This is a genomic window from Microcoleus sp. OTE_8_concoct_300 (genome assembly GCF_031383065.1).
Taxonomy (GTDB): Bacteria; Cyanobacteriota; Cyanobacteriia; order Cyanobacteriales; family Microcoleaceae; genus Microcoleus.
This window is the reverse complement of sequence record NZ_JANMZH010000123.1, coordinates 1-21,563: the sequence shown is the minus strand read 5'-3', so window position 1 is coordinate 21,563 and position 21,563 is coordinate 1. Positions and strand designations below refer to the sequence as shown.

General features: G+C 45.1%; 14 protein-coding genes. 5 read left to right on the top strand and 9 right to left on the bottom strand.

The features are described 5' to 3' along the window. The first annotated feature begins 183 nt into the window (after positions 1–183). The gene (locus ACUVJL_RS05960; RefSeq protein WP_445245012.1) at positions 184–798 is read left to right on the top strand and encodes a Uma2 family endonuclease; all 615 of its coding nucleotides are present in this window, start codon (positions 184–186) and stop codon (positions 796–798) included. A gap of 247 nt (positions 799–1,045) precedes the next feature. Here the strand turns inward: ACUVJL_RS05960 and ACUVJL_RS05955 are convergent, their stop codons facing one another. Continuing rightward, a complete protein-coding gene (locus ACUVJL_RS05955; protein ID WP_445245011.1) occupies positions 1,046–2,245 on the bottom strand; it encodes an ISAzo13 family transposase in 1,200 nt (399 codons plus the stop codon). Between the two features lie 72 nt (positions 2,246–2,317). Here ACUVJL_RS05955 and ACUVJL_RS05950 point away from each other — a divergent pair, with 72 nt between their 5' ends. Continuing rightward, positions 2,318–2,905 carry an AhpC/TSA family protein gene (locus ACUVJL_RS05950; protein ID WP_445245010.1) on the top strand — a complete coding sequence of 196 codons (588 nt, stop codon included), beginning with the start codon at positions 2,318–2,320 and terminating at the stop codon, positions 2,903–2,905. A gap of 102 nt (positions 2,906–3,007) precedes the next feature. On the opposite strand, the gene ACUVJL_RS05945 is transcribed toward ACUVJL_RS05950, so the two are convergent. The 5 genes from ACUVJL_RS05945 to ACUVJL_RS05925 all read right to left on the bottom strand — a co-directional run bounded on the left by ACUVJL_RS05945 (position 3,008) and on the right by ACUVJL_RS05925 (position 7,147). Continuing rightward, positions 3,008–3,175, bottom strand: coding sequence for a hypothetical protein (locus ACUVJL_RS05945; protein ID WP_445245009.1), 168 nt, complete (start codon positions 3,173–3,175; stop codon positions 3,008–3,010). A gap of 33 nt (positions 3,176–3,208) precedes the next feature. Then, positions 3,209–3,340 carry a hypothetical protein gene (locus tag ACUVJL_RS05940; protein ID WP_445245008.1) on the bottom strand — a complete coding sequence of 44 codons (132 nt, stop codon included), beginning with the start codon at positions 3,338–3,340 and terminating at the stop codon, positions 3,209–3,211. Then, on the bottom strand, positions 3,331–4,293 hold the full coding sequence (locus ACUVJL_RS05935; RefSeq protein ID WP_445245018.1) for a C45 family autoproteolytic acyltransferase/hydolase: 963 nt from the start codon (positions 4,291–4,293) through the stop codon (positions 3,331–3,333). Before ACUVJL_RS05935 ends, ACUVJL_RS05940 begins: the two co-directional genes overlap by 10 nt. Positions 4,294–4,444: 151 nt before the next feature. After that, on the bottom strand, positions 4,445–5,833 hold the full coding sequence (gene qhpG, locus ACUVJL_RS05930) for a flavin-dependent monooxygenase QhpG (protein WP_445245007.1): 1,389 nt from the start codon (positions 5,831–5,833) through the stop codon (positions 4,445–4,447). A 168-nt stretch (positions 5,834–6,001) separates the two neighbouring features. Beyond that, positions 6,002–7,147 carry a radical SAM protein gene (locus ACUVJL_RS05925; RefSeq protein WP_445245006.1) on the bottom strand — a complete coding sequence of 382 codons (1,146 nt, stop codon included), beginning with the start codon at positions 7,145–7,147 and terminating at the stop codon, positions 6,002–6,004. 642 nt (positions 7,148–7,789) lie between these two features. On the opposite strand from ACUVJL_RS05925, the gene ACUVJL_RS05920 reads away from it, so the two are divergent. Next, positions 7,790–9,349, top strand: a complete 1,560-nt coding sequence (locus ACUVJL_RS05920; protein ID WP_445245005.1) for a hypothetical protein — start codon at positions 7,790–7,792, stop codon at positions 9,347–9,349. A 936-nt stretch (positions 9,350–10,285) separates the two neighbouring features. Beyond that, positions 10,286–15,247: an nSTAND1 domain-containing NTPase gene (locus ACUVJL_RS05915; RefSeq protein ID WP_445245004.1), complete on the top strand. Its 4,962-nt coding sequence runs from the start codon at positions 10,286–10,288 to the stop codon at positions 15,245–15,247. Positions 15,248–15,358: 111 nt separating this feature from the next. Here ACUVJL_RS05915 and ACUVJL_RS05910 read toward each other — a convergent pair whose 3' ends face one another. The 3 genes from ACUVJL_RS05910 to ACUVJL_RS05900 all read right to left on the bottom strand — a co-directional run bounded on the left by ACUVJL_RS05910 (position 15,359) and on the right by ACUVJL_RS05900 (position 20,983). After that, positions 15,359–17,086, bottom strand: a complete 1,728-nt coding sequence (locus ACUVJL_RS05910) for a hypothetical protein (protein WP_445245003.1) — start codon at positions 17,084–17,086, stop codon at positions 15,359–15,361. A gap of 146 nt (positions 17,087–17,232) precedes the next feature. Further along, positions 17,233–18,564 (bottom strand): hypothetical protein, encoded by a 1,332-nt coding sequence (locus ACUVJL_RS05905; protein WP_445245002.1) that lies wholly within the window; start codon positions 18,562–18,564, stop codon positions 17,233–17,235. A 244-nt stretch (positions 18,565–18,808) separates the two neighbouring features. Then, positions 18,809–20,983, bottom strand: a complete 2,175-nt coding sequence (locus tag ACUVJL_RS05900; protein ID WP_445245001.1) for a lipoxygenase family protein — start codon at positions 20,981–20,983, stop codon at positions 18,809–18,811. A gap of 143 nt (positions 20,984–21,126) precedes the next feature. Between ACUVJL_RS05900 and ACUVJL_RS05895 the strand changes: the two genes are divergently transcribed. Next, on the top strand, positions 21,127–21,468 hold the full coding sequence (locus ACUVJL_RS05895) for an HNH endonuclease (RefSeq protein WP_445245000.1): 342 nt from the start codon (positions 21,127–21,129) through the stop codon (positions 21,466–21,468). Positions 21,469–21,563: the final 95 nt, after the last annotated feature.

The window sequence follows — 21,563 nt, the reverse complement described above, 5'->3', positions numbered from 1 at the left end:
TTTTGGGATGCAATCGCATATCAGATAAATCTAGGCGATCGGCTGGGTGCGGACGAGTTTACCAACAATTCATACGAGAAACCAACAATCTCAAAAACCCCCTACACAAACTCAACCTTAAAAAGCTTACCCAAAAATGTTACACTAAACAAAAGTCTCAGTTAAATGCTCTCTAATAGAACTATGCAACTTACTGAACAACGATACTACTCAATCGAGGAATATCTAGCACTAGAAGAAGCTGCTGACTACAAAAGCGAATACATTGACGGTGAAATATTTCCTATGGCCGGTGGCTCTACCAATCACAATCAAATAGCTGGCAATTTCTATGCCGAACTAAATTTTGCGTTCAAAAAACTCGACTATCGAGTTTTCATGAGCGATGTCCGCTTGTGGATACCCAAGAAGCGCATCTATACCTATCCCGATGTGATGGTAGTATGTGGGAAGCCGGAGTATTATAATAACCGCACCGATACGATTACCAATTCCAGGGTAATTATTGAGGTTTTGTCAGCTTCAACTAAAGGATACGATCGCAGCAAAAAGTTTGAGGGATACCGCACAATTCCCACTCTTGAAGAATACTTATTGATCGACCAAAATCGGAGATATATCGAACATTTTTCTAAGACGGATGATAAGCGATGGTCGTTTGCTGAGTACAATGAATTGGATGAGACGATCGCGCTTGCTTCAGTATCCTTTGAAATTGCTGTGGCAGATATATATAATAAAGTGAATTTTGAACAAGTAGATCAAGAAATTGCACCTGAAACTGGAGAAGTTGAATGAGGCTCAAAGCCCGCCGACAAAAAATCTTGATCGACATAATTTTTCTGCGATAGCCCGCAATTATTGTAGGGGCGGGTTCGCCAACCATTTTTGCCACTAATTGAGAAAATAAATAAACCCGCCCTGCCCAACGACAAATCCGAATCAATATTCTTTGCATTCGATCGCACATCAGGTTAATCTAGGTTATTGGTTGGGTGGGGGCGGGTTTATCTAGGAGGCCTCCACAAAAAAAATGATCCAACAGCTATGTGGGTTTAGCGAAAATTTCCACAAACCATTTTTGAAGATTGGGGAGGCGATTAATCTGGGTTTCAATTTCTGCCATAGCTAACTTGTTGAGTGTAACTCCTGTGGAGTAAATTGTTTCTACCAATGTCACTACTGGATTTTTATCCTTAAATGTGAGAGTTTTGGCGAAATTTACTACAGTCTCAACAGTATCCAGTAAACTACCATTCCAATGATTTTCCAACCAACCAAAACAACGTTCTATCGGGTTATATTTACTATGATATGGCGGATAATAAGCCAGTTGTAACGTCAGTTGAGATGATGTGGCGAAATCCAGAATCCGTTTCATAAACTGAGTGCGACGAGAATTATTTTCTGGTCCATTATCCTGATTGATGACCAATTTTTGAATGTGACTAAAACGGTGTTTGACCGTTTGCCACCAATTTTCAAGTAAGTCAACTATACAATCAGCCGTTAGTTTAGAAGTAACGAAGAATAAAAATAACTCGTTGTACTCAGGCAGAAAAATGCCATAGGGAATCACAGTTGATTCAGTCGCAAAATCGTGATCGAGTGCAATAGTTGGCATCCGAGTTTTACCACCTCGATCAAATTCTCCAACTTTGACTGCCGCCTTAGCATCAATGGAGATTCGGAGAGTATTAGGGTCATGGTCAGCTTCTGTATTAATTTGTGTTACCTGTTTAAAAATGGCTTCAGTTTCGGGGATTTTCTTGATGGGTTTAGTTTTAAGAACTCGTTTTAAGCTATAACCCAAATCATTCAATCTTCGTCGAATTGTTTCTACTGAAGGTAGTTCTTCATCACTATAACCAAATTGTTCTATTAGTTGACGACGGACTTCACTGGCGGTGATTCGTGTATATAATCCTGTACTTTTAAAGCTAGGGTCAATTTGACTTTGTGGGTCTACTAACGATTTAATATCCTTCAAGAAGTTGGGTAATTTTGTTTCAACCCGTTGCCTCCCACTACGGTGGAACCCATCAATAATTGGCTGACCACTTTTCAACTCTTGCATCCCTTTACGGATGGTGCGTCTATTCCATCCCAACTCCCGTTCTGCCAAGGTTTGTCCACCTATTCCCAAACCTTTGACTACGAATGCCATGAATTGTCGTCTGTCAGTCCCTTTGAGTTTTTTAGCTGTTTTGATGTAAAGAGATTTGGCGTACTCAGTCAGTTTCATGATAGATTTTAGAGACATAAGATAGGCTGCACACTGAAGTTATCTTTCTGTTATTATAGGATCATTCATTCTGTGGGACTCTCTCAGCGATTCTGTGGTTATACAGGATGGACTAGCGACTGTTTGTTTGTAGATCCCACCGCCCAATTGCACCAAAAACTTGACCTGTATCCAGGTTTATCGTTAAAACTACCCGGTTTATCGGCTGCTATGAATGCTTACCTCAATCTATTGTTCATGTGTGCAGGGATTGGTAGCCCTGGGACTCTGGCAGAAGTATGGAGAGGATATCGAGGCGACACAAGAGCACCTCAATTAATTGGTGATGACGAAATTATCCAGGCTTTCCCTCTTCCACCCCTCAGAGGTTCGACTTTCCGGTGGGCAGGTGGCAAGGGCTTCCAGCGTCCATTTGAATTAGCAACTTTACGGCTGCGGAATATGGGAGAAGTGCTGAGTCATTGGAAAACCTATGTTCCAAATGCTGGTTATCTCACTCAACGAGGCGCAACTTTCTTGTTTAATGCTCAGGGAGATTTAATCTACGAACATCGAGATCGCGCCATCCTTGGTTTCGCTGCTGATATGAGCAATCCCCTGACATTTCTCTCAGAAATGGTGGCTGATGGAGACTCGCTCGGGCATGGCGATATGCACTAAAATCTCAAATATAAGTGGGGTTTTTTGATGAGCATAGAGTCGGAGTCAAGCCGAGAATCAGGAAAGTTTGGTAAGCGCAGAGCGACCATTTTTTGCCTAAATCTATTCTTTGTTACGAGCGGAAAAATTTACCCACGGCTGATGAGGTTTATCTCTGAGAAACTCCCCTTGCCAAGCATACTGAGGCTGTTCTTTTAAAAATTGTTTAGCATTGAATGTTGAGCCGTCCGGATGTCCGTAGCGACCCAAGAAACTCATTTGTTTAGCCATCGTACTATCTGTTACTTTACCATCATTAGCTCCCTAAGGAGCGTAAGGTCCGAATTCTAGAGGATTAAAGGGAGCAGAATCGCGATCGAACCTAGCACAGATGGTGCGGTTAGATGAATTGTGTTCTTTGAGGTAAACATCGTAATCATCGGAAATCATTGCCATGGCAGATTCAATGTTAATTTTCCCGCAATACTCAGCCAGAAGTTGCTCCCAACGCACCCGACGCCCCCACTTTGGAGTAGGTTGGAATACCCTACGTTATCGCATTCTTGATTGCGAGTTCTCGGATCTTCGACAACATTACATCCCCAGAAATATCCTTCTTGCTTGCGGGTTATACCCACATATTTTAATCCCAATTCCAGCCGCGCAATCTCTCCTGTGCGGATATCTCCAATTAACCAGCTATTGGCATACTCCCCATTATTATTAACCTGCATTATCTCCATCCATTCATCAAGACTTTGGGCATATTGCATGGCTTTTCTGACTCGATAAAATTCAGGAGCTTTCTTTTCCTCATATCCAGAAAATCCAGCAATGCTGGTTTCGGCACCAATAATTCCAATACCTGTTAAAAAGAAGTCAGTACCGCTGTGCAAAAAACCGGGCGCACTCTGCATTAAAATGCTATTTCCCCGATCGGGATGAATATCCATGACGATATTAGCGGAGTTACTGTTGATGTATGTATCCCAAGTATTGTGAGCTAGAACAATTCCACCGTCAGCAGTTATTTTGTCACCCGTAGCGATGAAGGAATTGCAGTGATGACCTCGCATAAATTCTCCGGGTTGTGTATTTCTATCTTGAGACCACCAATTATCCAACAGTTCTATATTGGCGTTCCAAGCTAAAATCTCTGGATAGGAAATCTCTACACCTGCTTTCAAAGCTCCGGCTACAATTCCCTCAAGTTCAGTTTTAACTTCTCCACCTAACTCGTCGTTGTCTAACCAATGATCGTATAAGTTTATGGCTACATTTTCAAACAAATCGAATGTATTTCCGGTATCCCATTCACTGGTAAATTTAATTGTTGTTAAGGCTTTATCTAGCTCCTGGGCAAGCAAATAGCCGTGCTGAAACCCTCGGTCAAATGATTCACCTTCAATATGTAAAAATATCCACCTGCCTCGTTCAAAGCGATAGAATTTAGATAAGTATTTTTTTTAAAATTCATTAAAATTATCGCGATTCAGTGTCATTGCTTGTTCCTTTGAATAAGTATAAATTAGGGGCAAAAAACACGATAATATGTTGAGATTAAGACCCTTGTAGCCATTCCCAAAAAATTGGCAAAGATTGCTTTTTTGACCATTGCTGCCTCAATTCCAAGATGGTTTTTCCCGCAACTAATTCATCGAGGAAGCTGGCGATCGCAACATTTTCTAAATAAGCCACAGGTCGCTCTAATCCAGGATGGTGCAAGGCTTTAACTTTCTCAATTAAATTGCCTTGGATGACAGGTGCGAGCATTAGTTTTGCCGCAGGCGACAACTGGATGCGACTGTTGAGGTTAAAGAGAGAAGTATTCAATTGCCATTCAGTTAGGTTTTGGATCGCGGGCTTATGGGCGCGACTTTGCCAAAAAGAAGTAGCAGGATAAATATCTTGTTCGGCATAAAATTGGGCCGCTGTTTTTTGATTGCGATCGACTGTTTCTCTCTGTCTGTCGCGGTAAAAAGCGATCGCGGCATCGGTGCTATCTGGCTGGGTTAAAATTGTGTGTACTGCAATGCTGCCAGTAAAAGCAGACATCATTGCCACTTGTACGCCTTGGGAAGACAACGGATCGATAGAAAGTGCCGCTTCACCAACTCGGATAAAATCTAGCCCTATCGGATCTGTGGTAAAATAAGATGAGGCATCGCAAAGCTGCACCGGAGTTTCTAACTTGCCCTGCAAACAGTCTGGGAATAAAGTAGTTTTTGCTAGTATATCTTCATAGAATTTTTGCCGATCGCCTCCTATTTGGGCATACCGCTGCTTATCCAGAAAAACCGCTGCATTGAAAGTACCATTTGGGAGAGATGCGCCCCAGAACCATTCATTTGCACCTGCTTCCACGCGACTTTCTGCACCATGAAAACTGATATTTTTCCAATAACCGTACAATGCCAATGTCGCCGCAGAATAACGCTGTTTTTTCTCAGATAGCGGGCTGTGTTTTCCCGTCGCATCAACCAGAAACCGTGTTTTGATGGTGTAGTGGCGATCACCCGAACGAACGGGAACCAACCATTGATATTGTCCTTGCCGTTGGGGACGAGAGACACGTGCCGGTTGCAAAACACGTACCCCGACTTCTTTGGCTGCTTCTAATAGTAACTGGTCAAATCGACCGCGATCGACCTGAAACCCAGATTCTCCGGGGTGCGACTGCCAACTATTCTCGGTACTTGACCAACGAACTCGCGCCTGATTGCTTCTCAAAAAATCGGCTGCTTCGATTAGCGATCGCACGCCCAACAATTCAAACACCCGTATAATAGACGGCGGCAAAGACTCTCCGATGTGGGGCCGAGGAAACGTCGCTTGTTCGATCAAACAAACATCGTGACCTAAAAGTGCCAATCTGCGAGCAATACTAGAACCAGCAGGTCCACCGCCCACCACACAAACTTCGGTTTCTATTGGGAAATTAGCAGTCATTCGATTTAAGATTTGAGAGTTGAGATTTTAGATTAAAGATTGTCCCAATAAATCCGCTTTCCTTGCCTCTGCGTTAGGAACCTAGAAACCTGGTTTCTGCGTAAGTATTTAACCCCAAAGCGAAGATTTTTCATAGAAACCCGGTTTTTTTGTCTAAGTCCTGTTAACTCAAATAGGAATGCGATCGCCCGTAAAATAATCCGGGGATTTTTCTAAGAGACTGACGTAAGTTTGCAAGCAAAAATGCAACCAGCCCCGAATATAATCGCAAGCAGGTCTACCGCGATGAATCACCTCATAATGGCATCCACCGCTGCACAAATAACGCGCCCAACAGCTATTGCAAGGTTCTTGACGATCGACTTGTCTTTCTGCCAACCACCGATCTTGTTTTTCTCGATCGATCCCGTTTTTCAGACTCCCCATAAAACCAGCCTCATCATCGACAAAGCGATGACAAGCAGAGAGATTTCCCTCCGCAGATACCCCCATATATCCTGCACCTGCACCGCAAGGGTAGGGTCTATGAGTGCCACGATGAATTTGTTGTATTGCTGAAGTTATATTGGCAAAGGGATAGCGGTTTCCTGCAACTGTTTGCCGCTCGAACTCTTGCCCGCAGTCAATCATTTGTGCGAGCATCACTTGCAGAGCTTCTGTTTCCATTTGCTCGCGTCCTGTTGGCGAACTCAGCATGGGAGAAAAGCCGATACTGTGAAATCCCAAACCGATAAAATGCTCCAAGGTTTCTCGCAGGTACAAATTTTTAGGTGTTACCGTAACGCGGGCGGAAACTTGCATTTGTCGTTGCTGGGATAGTAACGGTTTAATATTAGCTATGACTCGCTCGTAACTGCCTTTGCCACTTTTGAACGAACGGGTGCGATCGTGAACTTCCCCCACACCATCCAAACTTACTGTTACGGCAAATCCATACCGCTCAAAAAAGTCTGCATCTTCAGGTTCAAGTAAAGTACCATTCGTCGTAATTGAAAAGCCAATTTTCACACCTTTTTTCTGCGATAAATCGAAAGCTAACTGAGTCGTAGCATGAATTAATTGACGATTTACTAAAGGTTCTCCACCCAAAAAAGAGAGATTCACGCGTTCTTCGGGTTGCGCTTCCTCCAATAATCGCTCCACAGCCGCTTTTGCCACTTCCCAAGACATATTTTTGGCAAACCCCCCGAAACTGCCTTCTTGGGCGTAACAATAAGTGCATCCCAGGTTGCATTTCTGGGCAACAGCGAGGGACAGTGCTTTTAAGGGCGGTTGTGACAATGGTTGACCGTCAATAAAGGTTTTGGCAGTCAATCCGTATTAGCATCTGGTAGAAGTAGCCGAGTGGTTTCACAAAGAACTAGCTATAGTCTTAGTTGGATTTACCAATTAGTTTGGGCATATAATCGTATTGGACTGGAGTCATTGCGGGATAAAAGCCATGAATACAGGGGTAGAAAAAGACTTTTAAATGACATACAACAAGCACAACTGTCGCAGGTACTACACATAGGAACTCAGAAATGGCTGAAAAAGTGGGGGCAATCGGAAACCGAAAAATATGACTTTAGTCTGTGGAGCACTATGAAAGGCGGTAAGTATTTTTTTGCCCCTAGTATCAGCTTTCTCAAGAATATAGAACTTACGTAAAGTCTCTATTTTTAGGGGTGTTAGCGGAGCAAAAGCATGGTCATTTGCCATATAAACAGGCAAATCTTGAATTTTTAAGTTAGGCGATCGCTCTCAGCCTAAATTCAGTGAATAGTGTAAAAAATTGAGATTGTTTGCTTTCAAATTTATTCTCAATTAGAAAAGCATATAGCCTTTCTCAGAAAGATGAGGTACTCATGGGCATAGGGCATAGGGCATAGGGCATAGGGCATAGGGCATAGGGCATAGGGCATACCTCACTTTTCTGAGAACCGCTATAATTAAATACGAAAAAAGGAGTTAAGTATGGTTAACCTCAGAGAAAAAACTACCCAAATTGCCGAAATGGTCATCAATTTTGCAAGTTTTATTGCCCAAATTCTGAAAAAAGTTTTCTCCCTGAATTTGAAGTTAGTAACAATTGGATTATTAGTAGCGAGTTTGGAGCTATTAGCCCCTATGAGTGCTAATGCTCAAGGCAAAGTCGTGACTGAGCCTCCTCAAGTCACAGTGTCAGGGATGCGTGGAACTGTTGCAACTCGCAATATCGTCCTGCAAACTAACACGCCCATAAATAATTTGCAGTTAATCCCCTTGGATTTGAATAGGAGTGATGGGGATAGTATTTTTCCGGCCCAGGCAATTACTGTAGAAAAACCTTCTGTCAGTCCAACCAACCAGAATCTCATGATGGCTTTGGTAAAGTTTGACCTGAATAAAGTCTTTAGAAGTGGAGAATTTAGCGGAAAGCTGTGGTTTAGTTACCAAAATGGAGAGCAAGTTATCCCTGTAACTATAAAAGTTAAAGACCATTGGTTTTTACCATTACTCCTCTTATTAATAGGGTCAGCATTAGGCATCAGTGTTTCCATTTATCGGAATCAAGGGAAACCGCGCGATGAGATTTTAGTCCGAGTCAGCCAACTTCGCATCCAAATGCAAGATGATGCAGATTTTTTAAAGTTTGAGCCATTTAAAGCGAAAGTCGAAACATATTTAATTGATGTAAAAATGGCGCTTCAAGAGGAACGCTGGGACGAGGCCAAAAAGGCAGTTCAGCAAGCAGAGTTAGTCAAGAGTAAATGGCTCAAGGGTCGTGCTGATTGGTTGGCACAGTTAGGTTATGCTGATGAAATTAAGCAGCAGTTACAGGATCTGGAGCGGAGCGTTCCTTTTGTACAGACGGTGCATCGCAGTTTGGAAGATGCCCTAAGAGACGCTCCCGATTTAGACAGTCCTGTGCAATTGCGCGCTCGACTCCAAGGATTAGCTGAACAAGTGAATTCTTACCTTTCACTCCAAGCTAAAATAAAACAACTCTATAGTCTCAGCGAGGAGTTGTCAGTTGAACAGGCCAAAAATTGGCAGCCTAAATTACAAAATTTAGAACAGCGGATAGCAAGCTTACAGCCTGCTGATTTAACAAAAGATGCTAATTTAAGGAATGAGGTAGAAGGAGCGATCGCAGAAATTACAGAATTGCTTTCGCAGCAAGAAGATATGGTAGATCCGACAGACCTCGATTTCGGAGTAAACGTGACGGGGGCGATCGCCACAGGAGTTCAAATCCGGGATATAATGATAAATTTACTGGGGCCGGCACCCTCTACTAGCTTATTGAGTTGGGAACAGCAAGCTTCGGGTGCGAATGTACGTTTGAAGGTTTTTACTGTGAGTAGTTATATAATAGCGATCGTGTTTTTAGCCGGAGCAGGTTTTAGCCAACTTTATGTTGATAAACCTACTTTTGGAGATAATCCTTGGAAGGATTATTTTGCACTGATGGCTTGGGGTTTTGGAGCAGAGGCTACCAGAGATGCTGTTACAAAGGTAGTGCAGGGGTGGAGCTTACCTGAATTAAAGTGATGTTAAACTCGTTTGTATCAAAGGAATAATTTTTCGGTTAGGTGCTGCGATCGGTAAAATTATTGAGCGGACAGATGGAATCCCATTCGAGGTTTTTATCCTCATAAAGCTTGTTGCAAAGCTTTTAAAATATGCTTATACGGTAAGGAAAAACTATATGTATGGTATACCTAAAGGGAAAAAATAGAACAAGTTATTAAAAGTGCGGATCAATTAATATTTATACCCCAGATTATTGCAGTTTTTCGCTGGCAATAAATGTAATATTTAAAGGTTAAAAGTATTCTTTGTTGTCAGAGTACGAGAACATATAGTAATCCTAAATCATTTGTGAATTTCTTACTGCCTCCCCGCGAGTTCGGAGAGGGTTGGGGTGGGGTAAAAAATTTACCACTCCTGCAATAATTGCTATATAAACCATTGTCGGAGGGTTCTGGGTAATCGCATTTGAGTTCTCTTAGCGAACCAGACCTCTGTCTTGTGGTTTACCCACTGCTGTTATTAGACTTCATCTAATTGAGAAAGGCTATAGAGACATTTACGGTTTGCTTTGTCAGCTTTGACAACAGCTATATTTTATAGATTGGCGAGCTAGATGCAAGAAAAGATGGACGTATTTACTATCTATAAAGCCAGTTTTTGCTTTGTTTGAGCTTAAAGTCTATTAAGCTGTCACGCATTTAAATTGCATATTCAGGGCGGGCTCTTAGGCCCACCCCACAAGACACCGAATTGTTTGTTGACATTCTATTTAAATGCCGCAACAGCTTAAAGTCCTAATTGATATAAAAAAATTACTAAAAATGTATGTTTTTATCTCTTGCCCTGCTCAGGTGTGATGAGTTTTATATTTACGTTATAATTAGTCTTACATAACGACAAATTATTTGTTGTTAGCCTATATATAGAGGGAGAGATAATGAGAGGAGATGAGGCATGAACGTCTTTGAGTTTGAGATAACCATTCAGAGCAAATCAGGGGAGAGTAGCTGGCCCATTGTTGTTAGGTGTAAGAAACCGGACGGACTAACCATCCATTCAAAAGAAACCCTCCAGCTAAATCAGGAGGACTTGAACAAACTCATTCAACAGCAAGAAAACGAGAGGGAATATGGCACCCATCTTGGCAAAGCTTTGTTTCGAGGGGCTGTATACGACACCTTTGTTCGTGCCTTATCCCAGAGTAGTCAGGACTCCGTGTTACGAATTTTGCTGTCGATCGAAGCGGCTGACAATGACCCTATCAAAACCTTGCATTGGGAAAGGCTGTGTGCTCCGATTGATGGCGACGGGGAGTGGCATCTTTTAGCCCGCAACCAGCGCGTGCCCTTTTCCCTATACATTCCTACTATTATCGATCGCCGCTTTCCCGCCATTGGACGGCGCGACTTGCGGGCACTGGTACTGGTAGCGAGTCCCTCTAATATAGGTAAATTTCAATTAGCACCTTTTGACGTTGAAGCAGTCTTATCTGGAGTCAAAGAAGCACTGGGTGAAATTCCTTACGAAATTTTGGCAAATGATGTTGCAGGGGCGATCGGGCCGCCAACCCTACAAGAACTGTCAAAGCAACTGACTAACGCCCAGAAGCCATACACATTGCTGCACTTTGTCGCCCACGGCAAGCTGCTGGATAACGGAGAAACAGTTCTGTACTGGGCAAAAGCAGATAACCAAGTTCAGCCAGTAACTGGGGAAGAATTACTTTCAGAACTCAAAAACATCGGTAATCATCAAAGGAGCTTACCTCACTTTACCTTCCTGTGTACTTGCGAGAGTGCCGACCCCAGAGCAGAAGTAGGATTAGGGGGATTAGGGCAAAGATTGGTCAGAAATTTGGGGATGCCTGCGGTAGTAGCAATGACGCGCAAGGTGAGCGTCGAGACAGGCTTAGCTCTAGGACAGAACTTTTACCGACGACTCAGAGAGTCCGGAGAGGTAGATACAGCGCTACAAGAGGCAACGGCCGGACTGTCCAAGCGGCACGATATTGCTGTCCCGGCTTTGTTTAGCCGCTTGGGTGGGCGTCCCTTATTTAGCGATCGCCTCGACGATCGGGAGCTCACAGACGAGGAAATCGAGTATGGTATGGAAAAGCTCCAGCAGCTTCTCCAAGAGCGAGCACCTCAGGCCTCCGTACTCAAGCAAAGGTTTGAAACCCAGGTAAAGGCGCTGAAAGATACACGGGGAGCCGAGTCACGCACAGCCCGTCAAGAGCGTCATCAGGCAATAGTAGAACTCAACAACCTCTGCGAGCAAGTAATCGAAATCAGCTTCGACGCTCTGGCAGCCTTGGGTAAGCAACCACCAGGATACAAGGCTGAGTGTCCGTTTCCGGGACTATCCTCCTTCGCTGACAAAAAATACCACAAGTTCTTCTTTGGGCGTGATGAACTGATTAGAGATTTACAGAAGGAACTAGCGAAGGACAATTTCTTAGCAGTAATCGGCACTTCCGGTAGTGGCAAATCATCGGTGGTACTAGCAGGGCTGATTCCTCAGCTCAAAGAACAGGAGCTAAGCCTTCAGTGGGCTTACATGACACCTGGAAAGGAACCACTGAGGCAATTAAAAAGACGATTAGAAAGATTATTGAAGGTATCAGAGCATCATTCAATATTAGTGGTAGACCAATTTGAAGAAGTATTCACTCTCTGTGAAGATCAAGCCGAGCGGGTCGAATTCATCGACAAGTTATTAAAATTTGCCGATCGGCGGAAAGTCGTAATTACAATGCGGGCAGACTTTTTGGGAGAGTGTACCTTTTACCCGGAACTCAGAAAGCGGATTGAAACCCGACAAAAATTGGTTGGGCCGATGGAACCTGCGGAACTGATTACAGCAATGAAGATGCAAGCAGACAGGGGGGGACTGCGCTTTGAAGCTGGCTTGAGTCACGCGATTCTCAATGATGTGCAGGGGGAGCCTGGGGCGATGCCACTGTTGCAATATGCTTTGCAGGAACTGTGGAAGCGGCGGCGGGGGCGCTGGCTGTGCGATGAGGAGTACCAAGCGATCGGGGGAGTCCAAAAGGCAATAGCTAAGACTGCCGATGATTTCTACAATAGCTTGTCAGTTGCTGAGCAAGAACAAGTCCAGAATATCTTCTTGCGCTTAACCCGCTTGGATGCGAGTGCCATACCAGGAGAGAAACGACGGGACACGCGCCGACGAGTGGAGTTAGAGGATTTGGTGCCAACAGGCGATGATTTAGCAGTGACAAAAAAGTTGGTGCAGCAGTTGGCTGGGGGAGGGGTGCGGCTTGTAGTTACCAGTCGCAACGAAGCTACGGGGAAGGAAGAGGTGGAAGTTGCCCATGAAGCTTTAATCCGCTACTGGCCAACGTTACAAAATTGGTTGAATCAGAACCGCCATGAGTTGCTATTGCGAGAAACCATCAATCAGGCAGCTCAGGAGTGGCAGCAGCACCAGGAGCAACCAGACAAAGACATTTATCTGATCCATCAGGGGGGACGATTAGAAGATGCAGAGGTGTTGTCGAAGCACCCCAAATTTGTGCAACTTAATCAACTTGAGGCTGAATATGTGAAGGCTTGTGTCCAGTTGCGCCAGCGACGACGCAAGCTTGAGGAACAACGCAAACAGCGTCAACTCATGGCGGCGGCGCTCTCGGCTTTGATCTTGGGTGGATTTGCCATTTTTGCTGGAATTAAGTGGAGGGAAGCAGAAATGGAGCGAATTCAGGCTTTTCTACAATCCGCTGAAGCCCGCTTGGCTTCTAATCAGACACTGGACGCACGGATAGAAAGTTTACGGGCTGCGAAAGCACTCAAGCAGTCGTTCTGGCAAAGACTTTGGCCAGAGGCTGGTTTAAGGAATGAAGTGCTAGGCAAGCTGTCTGAGACAATTTATGCAGGTCAGGAACTGAACCATTTAGAAACCCCTCAAAGGGAAGTTTATAACATCGCTTTCAGCCCTGATGGCAAGACTCTGGCTACCAGTGGATCTGAAAGCGTATTTCGCGCGGTGTCAACTATCTTCTTGTGGGATACCTCTGGCAAGAAGTTGTCCGATTTCAAAACGAAGCAAGGTAAGGTCAATAGCGTGGTGTTCAGCCCGGATGGCAAGCTCCTAGTCACTGCAGGAAAAGACGGCACCGCCCGCCTGTGGGACACAAAAGGCAATCCGTTGGCTGTTCTCCAAGGGCATCAAGGCGCAGTCAATAGTGCCATGTTCAGCGCGGACGGCAAGCTCATAGTCACTGCAGGAAAAGACGGGACCGCCCGCCTGTGGGACACAAAAGGCAATCCGTTGGCTGTTCTCAAAAGGCATCAAGGCGAGGTCAAGAGCGCCATGTTCAGCCGGGATGGCAAGGTTCTAGTCACTGCTGGCAAAGACAACACCGCCCGTCTGTGGGATACAAAAGGCAAGCAGTTGCACGTTCTCAAAGGGCATCAAGGTGATATCAATAGCGTGGCGTTCAGTCCGGATGGCAAGGTTCTAGTCACTGCTGGAGACGAGGGCATCACCCATGTGTGGGACACTTCCCAGGAGCGATCGACCGATCGCAAAAAGCATCAAGGTGAGGTCAATAGCGTGGCGTTCAGTCCGGATGGCAAGCTTTTCGTCAGTGGTGGGCAAGACAACACCGCCAACCTGTGGGACACCGCTCGTCTGTGGGACACTAAAGGCAAGCTGTTTGTCACTCTCAAAGGGCATCAAGGTGATATCAATAACGTGGCGTTCAGCCCGGACGGCAAGCTGTTAGTCACAGTAGGAAAAGACGACACCGTCCGCCTGTGGGACACTACAGGCAAGCCGTTGTTCGTCTTCAAAATGAATCAAGGTGAGGACAAGAGCGCCATGTTCAGCCCGGATGGCAAACTTTTAGTCACTGCAGGAAAAGACGACACCGTCCGCCTATGGGACACTACAGGCAAGCAGTTGACCCTTCTCAAAAGGCATCGAGGTGAGGTTAATAGCGTGGAGTTCAGCCCGGATGGCAAGCTCATACTCACTGGTGGAGAAGACGGCACCGCCCGTCTGTGGGACACTTCGGGCACGGAGTTGAAAGTTCTCAAAGGGCATAAAGGAAAGGTCTGGAGTGTGAATTTCAGCAGGAATGGCAAGCTCATAGTCACTGGTGGAGAAGACGGCACCGCCCGCCTGTGGGACACTTCTGGCAATCCGTTGCCCGTTCTCAAAGGGCATCAAGGTAAGGTCAAGAGCGCCCTATTCAGCCCGGATAGCAAGATCCTAGTCACTTTAGGAGAAGACGGCATCCCCCGCCTGTGGGAGACTTCCGGCAAGCCGTTGAAGCCGCCTTTCACATCGCCTAATGGAAAGATGTGGAGTGTGGCGTTTAGTATGGATAGCAAGTTCTTAGTCACGGCTGGAGAATACGGGCTCGTCAAGTGGGATATTTGGGCTGGCAAGCAGCGGGCTTCTATACCGAAGAAGCGCTTAGTCACGAGTATGAAGTTTAGTGCCGATAGCAAGCTCGCAGTCACTGCTGAAGAAGACGGCACCGTCCGTCTGTGGGAAAGTCCGTCAGCCAAGCGGTTGAACGTTTTCAAAACGTATCAAGGTAAGATATCGAGTGTGGAGTTTAGTGCCGATAGCCAGCTACTAGTCACTGCAGGAGAAGACGGCACCGCCCGTCTGTGGGATCGGTCGTCTAGCAAGAAGCCATTGGCCGTTTTCAAAGGGCATCAAGGTAAGGTTAATACCGCCGTGTTCAGCGAGGATGGCAAGCGCATAGTCACTGCTGGAAAAGACGGTACTGTTCGCCTGTGGCAGATTGGCGGACTGGATGAACTCTTATCAATCAATTGCAATTGGGTGCGCGACTACCTCAAGAACCCCAGTGTCGAGCTCAGTGAGAGCGATCGCCATCTTTGTGATGGTATCCCTCCTAGTAGTTCACCAAAAAAGTAGTGATCCTCAAACCGAAACGAGGACACAAGCCCTCTGTTGCGATCGCCCCCTAGCAACCTGAAAGCGGCGCGGACTTTGACCGCGCCACAGTTCACTTAAGCGCGATCGCTATTAACTCAATCCCTTCAACACATTCAAGAGATTAGTGGCTATTGATGTTGCTGTTTGCAGGCTTTCGGCGCTGTCAACAGGAGCTTTTTGGACAGTATTGACAAATTGCTCTAATGATGATAAAAGTTGCGTCTGAACTTGCTTCAGAGCAGCTTCATCAACAACTTGCTCAGGAGTTTCCTGAGCCGAACCCTGTGCCAGATGAGAAGGCAAATGCACAGTTTCAATCGTAGGGCGATCGGTGCTGGCATCTTTACTACTACTGACCACTAGCCGCACTGCTGGATCGCCGATAATCGCATAGTTGCGGGCGTCATTGTTAGCTGTCCACATCCCAGCCAAACTCTGATTATTGGGAACCGCGCCAAACTTAATCTCTTCTAGCTCAGAGCTGAGGTCGGAGGAGATTTCGGCATAGCGCTCGTCAAAATACTCCACTGCCGATCCTACTGGATGCCCTTCCAGTAGACGCTTCACGCTACTCTGAAAAACTGCTATCTGCCGTTTATCCGTACTTGAACCGCGAATATCTGAACTAGAGAAAGAACAACCCCAAGCTCGATCGACATGACCAATGACAGCGAGGGCACCTCCCTTGGCATGACTCAAGAGTTTCTGCGGCAAGCGGGCAAGAAAGGGATATGGCGCAATATCGGGTCGTTCGGAAAGAAATTTAGAGTGACCGTCGAATTCATCCTTTTGCGGACAGCCAGCACCATAGCAGGCAAAATGAAAAGCAATCATTCCTAAAAGCTGCGCTTGTTCGCCAATATCGTCCCCAGAGAAGTAAAAATCTTCCGGGATCGGCTTTCGTCCCCATTCGCGACCGGGCCAGTCTTGGCACAGCAGTGCGCCTTGGTGGGGCAACTGACGCGGATCGCCATTGGGAAAGCCCATGCCATGACTGGCAGTGAAAAGCAAACTAGGTGTTTCACTCCCTCCTAGCAATTGCCCCAAGCGGGCTTTGGTTGCTTCTTCTTTGAGAATCGTTTTCACATCCCAGTCGGGATGCTTCTCGAAAACCCATTCAGATAAAGGCTGAATGAGGTCTTGAGTGCTGAGATTAGTGGCAGCGTCTCCTGGGTTGCACACACCGAAAAAGGTCGCGCTAGGGGATAGGGAGAAATTGCCACTTTCAGCTGCTACTACACTGTGAGCGTACTGCCTGTATTCCTGTAGCGTATCAAAGTAAATGCGACCCACTGCGTACTGAACGCTGAGCTGGGACTGAAAGCGATAGGGAATTGTTACTGGATCGCCAACAATTAACAGGTAGTAGGGCATTTTTTTCGGATCGGCTGGACCTGGCCCTACTCCCTGACGTGCCAAGAAATTCTTTTTTGACTCGTACTGATTTTTTGCCTTGTCGTAACGATAGCCTTGGGGACCTTTGTATTCCTGATAGTAACGCTCGTACTGTTTAGTGGCTTGCTCTTTGCGATGGTCTAATAGCTTGCTGAGCGCTTGTCGAATTGCCGGATCGGCATCGTAAGCGAAGATTACTCCCCAACCTGTTTCTGCTAGGTTTTTGGGATCTACTCCTTCTATCGGAGCAAAGCCAGGCACTTCTTTTTGCAGCTTTTTTAGCTGGATATCTTCTAGATTGTCTGGATCGAATTCTTCGCCTTGGGCAATCCTAGATACTTGCTCGGCGCTCAATGGCGGTAGCAAATAATCACCGCTAGCGCCATTAATCCCATTGAAAAATAGCAAGTCTTTTTCGTTCATATTTTTGGTTCCTGGTTGGTTGGGGGAATAATCACAATTTGAGTTTTGAGTGAATCAGATAGAAACCCCCACAAGCTTTTTTAACAGCGGCTTTCTGAGTCTCTATCTGTTCTCGCAGGCCAATAAATTTGATCTAACTCTGGCGGTTAACTGGCATAAGCTGCCGACCACACAGCATGGGCGACTTCCGGCTTGGCAATGTCGGAATGGGCACCCATTGTTGGCCCTCCCAGGTTCGCACAAATAAACTTGCTGCTTTCGAGGTTGTAAATTTTGCCCGGTTTAAAGTGATACGAGGCATCGCAGGGGAGCATATTTATGTTTTCCGCTGCGAGGTCATCTCCACCTAGACCAAAGCTGCCTATTCCGCCATATTTAGGCAATTGACCGGGGGCAAAGTCCACACTGCTAAAGGCCGTCTTTCCAGCTAGGGGGTACATCCTGCCGACTGCATAGTCGAACTGCGAGTGAGTTGTCACGATCGGACCTGCGACTTTACCTTGAGCGATGATTGTATTAAAGTAACCAGGGCGATCGCGTTCGTATGAAATCTTTGAACAATAAGACCAGAGCGATACAGCGCCTTGTACCAAAGCCAGAGAATGCACGGGGCGGACTAACGTAGCCTTCCCTTGCGGACCGTTGAGCATGGAAGAGACAACAACGCATCCGAAACTGTGACCCATCAGGTGGAATCGCACCGTTTCAGCAGCATTCTCTTGCAGTGTTTTTAACAAGTTGAACCCACTATTCTCACCGATTTTGCGAGCGCGTTCTTTCATTTTCCAATAAGACAGTACCCGCAGGGGGTCCAAAATCTTATCCCAGACTGAGCTGCTGTCGGTGCTAAAACTTACTGGTTCATCTTTACTCGCTTCATAGATGGCTTCTGGATCGAAACCTTCCCAATCCGAACCCGGTGCCGCACCTTCACCTTCACTACCCAAGTCAGCCTCTTGGTTCAACACTTGGTAGGCGTTCAGTACCTCTGGTGGCAAGCTATCAAGTGTGTTGTCTTCCCTCGCCGCCCTGAGAATTGTTTGCAGGGCTTGCCGTGCTGCTTCAGTGTTAGCGATGCGCGAGGCATATTCATCAACTAACTGATCGATTGGATCTTCGTCGTTCACGTCAAAGGACACCGAACTTGTCAAATCTTCATTGCCCCAAGGCTTGCTAGGCCAGTGCAGCCCAATCATTAAGGGACGAAATCCCGATCGCACCTCCTTGATTTTTTCAATATCGGCTGTTTGTTTAGCCATTGCGCCAATCCACTCGTTGTACTGCTGTCGCGCTGCGGGAACGTCGCCCATCCACCCGTGGCTCATAAGGAATACATCTGTTATTGGCTCATTAGCTAGTGCTGAGAAGATTTGTTCGCTCAGTTTCTTCCCATCAGCTTCCTCACGTTCGTTACCATCCTTATCAAAAGCAATCAGGTAGTAATTCAAGGAAGTATTAGGGACTTTTTCAATTGGCATAGCATTTACTCACTTAAGAAAAACTGGTTGAACAGTTGGATAAAGAAACCAGGGGTCTGATGGCGGTGTTTTGCTTCCGCTTCTGGGCCTACGTTATCAGGCAGCTACTTTGGGTAACGCTGCCGGAATCAATAAAGTAAGCTAATCCGCATTTAAATTGCATAGTAAAATAAATTTTTACTCTTGGGGGGTAGGCAGGAGAGCCAGCCCTCAACATACAATTTAAATGCACAACAGCTTAGAGCTAAATATTGATACTTTGCGGAATTTGAGAAGGGAGCAAGAATTTGTAAGGCATGAGCCGGGAAAAGTTTTTCTTGCTAATCTCAACTTCAATATCTCTTAGCTGATTTTGGAATTGACCCAGATAGGACATGACTTTTGCATCTTTAAAGTGTCCTTTGTTGTATTGACCTAGCTTCGTGTAATATACCGAACCAAGTAAACCAAGTACCTCAATTTGGGTTTGGGCGCGGTCTACGGAAGGTAGCATACTCATAAAGTTCCCTTGTTCCTCAGAACTTGTAGGTGCTGGGGAGTAGAGGGCCAAAGGAAAAGCCGGCGCATAGCTCATTAACTCCGATTGAGGGAAATTTACTGCCGCGTGCTGAGCACTTGCCGTAAAAATGACACTAGAGACAGCATCAATTAAATAACCGAGTGTTTTAATCCCACCTAAATCATCTTCTCCAAAATTCTTTAAGCGACCCCCTTGGTCGGAAACTAATTCCTGTGCCCAATTTTGTAAATCTTTGTCTTTGAGTAGTTGTTGGTCGCTAGTGTAGTAAATGCTTAAATAAGCACTAACCCAGGTTTTTATAGCATCCCAAATCAGCAGTCCATCATCTCGATAAGGATACTCAGGTAACTGATCGCTGTCGCTAACACCGTGACTTGTCAAGGTTTTGGGAAACATTACATCATTGAAGCTGTGCAGATAGCTTTTTGCTCCTTCAATGGCAAGAACTTGATCGTCCTCAATAGTGCTAGCCAGAAGCTTATCTACTTGTCCTCCGGGAGCTATTAAGCTTTTATGAGCCCCGTAATTAATTAATATAGTTCCTTCAAAGTGAGGCTCTAGCAAAATTCTTAATTTGTGATTTGCTGGCAATTTTCGCTTAGTAGCTAGAACAAAAGGTTCTACAAATAAATGAGTGCGACCTAAATGACTAACTAACTCGTGGTAGTTGCTATCTGCCATATTAACAATGGTTTTAGCTACCATCCAGTTGTCGCCATCTAGCGGCGTAAATACTGGTGGATTTTCACTTACAGAAGGTTGTTGGCATTGAATAGCTACAGGAATTAGAGAACGAGATGAACTATTAACTGGGGGAACCGCAAATAATGCTAAAGGCGCACCAGGATATTTTTTGACGTTGTGCGGAAAACTCCCCTGTGCCATATTTTTTAACATAGAATAATCGGCTTTATAAAGGCGACCTTCTTGCAGAGCAGCTTCAAGTGAGTCGGCAAACTTAAATCTTTCGATTATTTGCTGATATTTTTCGTTGGTAACCTGCAAAGGTTGATCTCTTTCTGATAGCTGCTGGAGCATAAGTGGGTTGGGTCCAGCAACTCGCATATAGGCAAAAATCAAATCTTCTTGAAAGCGTTTGCTAATCTGCGGTAAGGGAATATCTACAAATAAGCTATTGTAACTCTCCAAACTGGCAAAATCTTGAAATCTTGCTGTAGAAAAATCTAGATTTGAACTTTCCTCACTTTCTAAATCTAACAACCTTATGTTTTCTTTAATAATTTCCTGGAAAGCTAAATCAAACGATTCTCCTGACCTATCTTCCAAGTCAGAGCCCCTATTAAAGTCTAATGCCTCTGAAGGTTTACTAGATTGGTAGGCTTGAGCATATTGCTCATCTATCTCTCTAAGCTGCTCATCCATTGCAGAACTTTCTACGGATTCACTACCACGTACACTGAAAGATACTCCCTCAGGAGAAAGCTCTTGCGTAATGTGTTTGGCAGCAGAGGCTATTTTCCAAGCAATATCTTTCAAATCTCCCTTACTATCAGCCGCTTCAATTTCTTGTTCAGTATTTTTTAATACTTCTATGTGGTGATCTACCCCTGAATTTTCTTCTGTGCTAGAACGCACGCTAAAAGATGCGATGCCATTATCAAAATGTCGAGCTTTATTCGCATTCAAAAGTGTTATTTGTTGGATGACTAGAGTGACCCATTTTATATTGGGTAGCTCTTGGCTTGGTATATTGAGATTAATCAAAGGCAATGGAGGCGAAGTCGTCATAGCGAGGCTGCGAATATAATCATAATTATAATTATATTGCCCTGGAAAAAAAATAAAAGCAAATTTGACGAACTTATAAAGTGTTAAGAGAGTATTGATTAAGGTGTTTTTATCCGAAGGGAATTTTTCAGCTTCAGAAGATAAATGCATATGCCCTCCTGTAGTTGTAAGAGATTTATTTAGCGAGTAAGATCAAGATTATCATATTGTTTCAGCCTTAGCATAAGTTTCTGTATAGTTACTCATTTCACCCCAACAGCAACAGCGATCGCGCCCCTTATGAGAAATAAGCTATGGCCAAGCCCAAGAGGTATCCCGAAAATTGGCAACAGATTGCACTCTCGGTCAAAGAAAATGCAGGGTGGCGCTGTGCTAAGTGCCATCTACAATGCCTCCGACCCGGTAAACAAAGCCACTTAACCAAATCTGAACGATGTGCCTTAACTTTAGCCGTGCATCATCGCAATCGGATACCCGAGGATAATCGCCCAGAAAATTTAATTGCTCTGTGTACTGCCTGCCATCTTTCCTATCACAATCGCGGTCAATCTAACGTATCTCCAGGGCAATTATCCTTGTTCCCAGATGATGCCATTGACTGGGATATTATCGAGTGTTCTCTAGAATCGGTCTGAAACAATGTATCCGATCCGAATTCGCTGACATCCGCTTAGGATCGCGAATTAAATAACTTACAATTTTAATTGTTATTGTGGGATGGGCGTCCCGC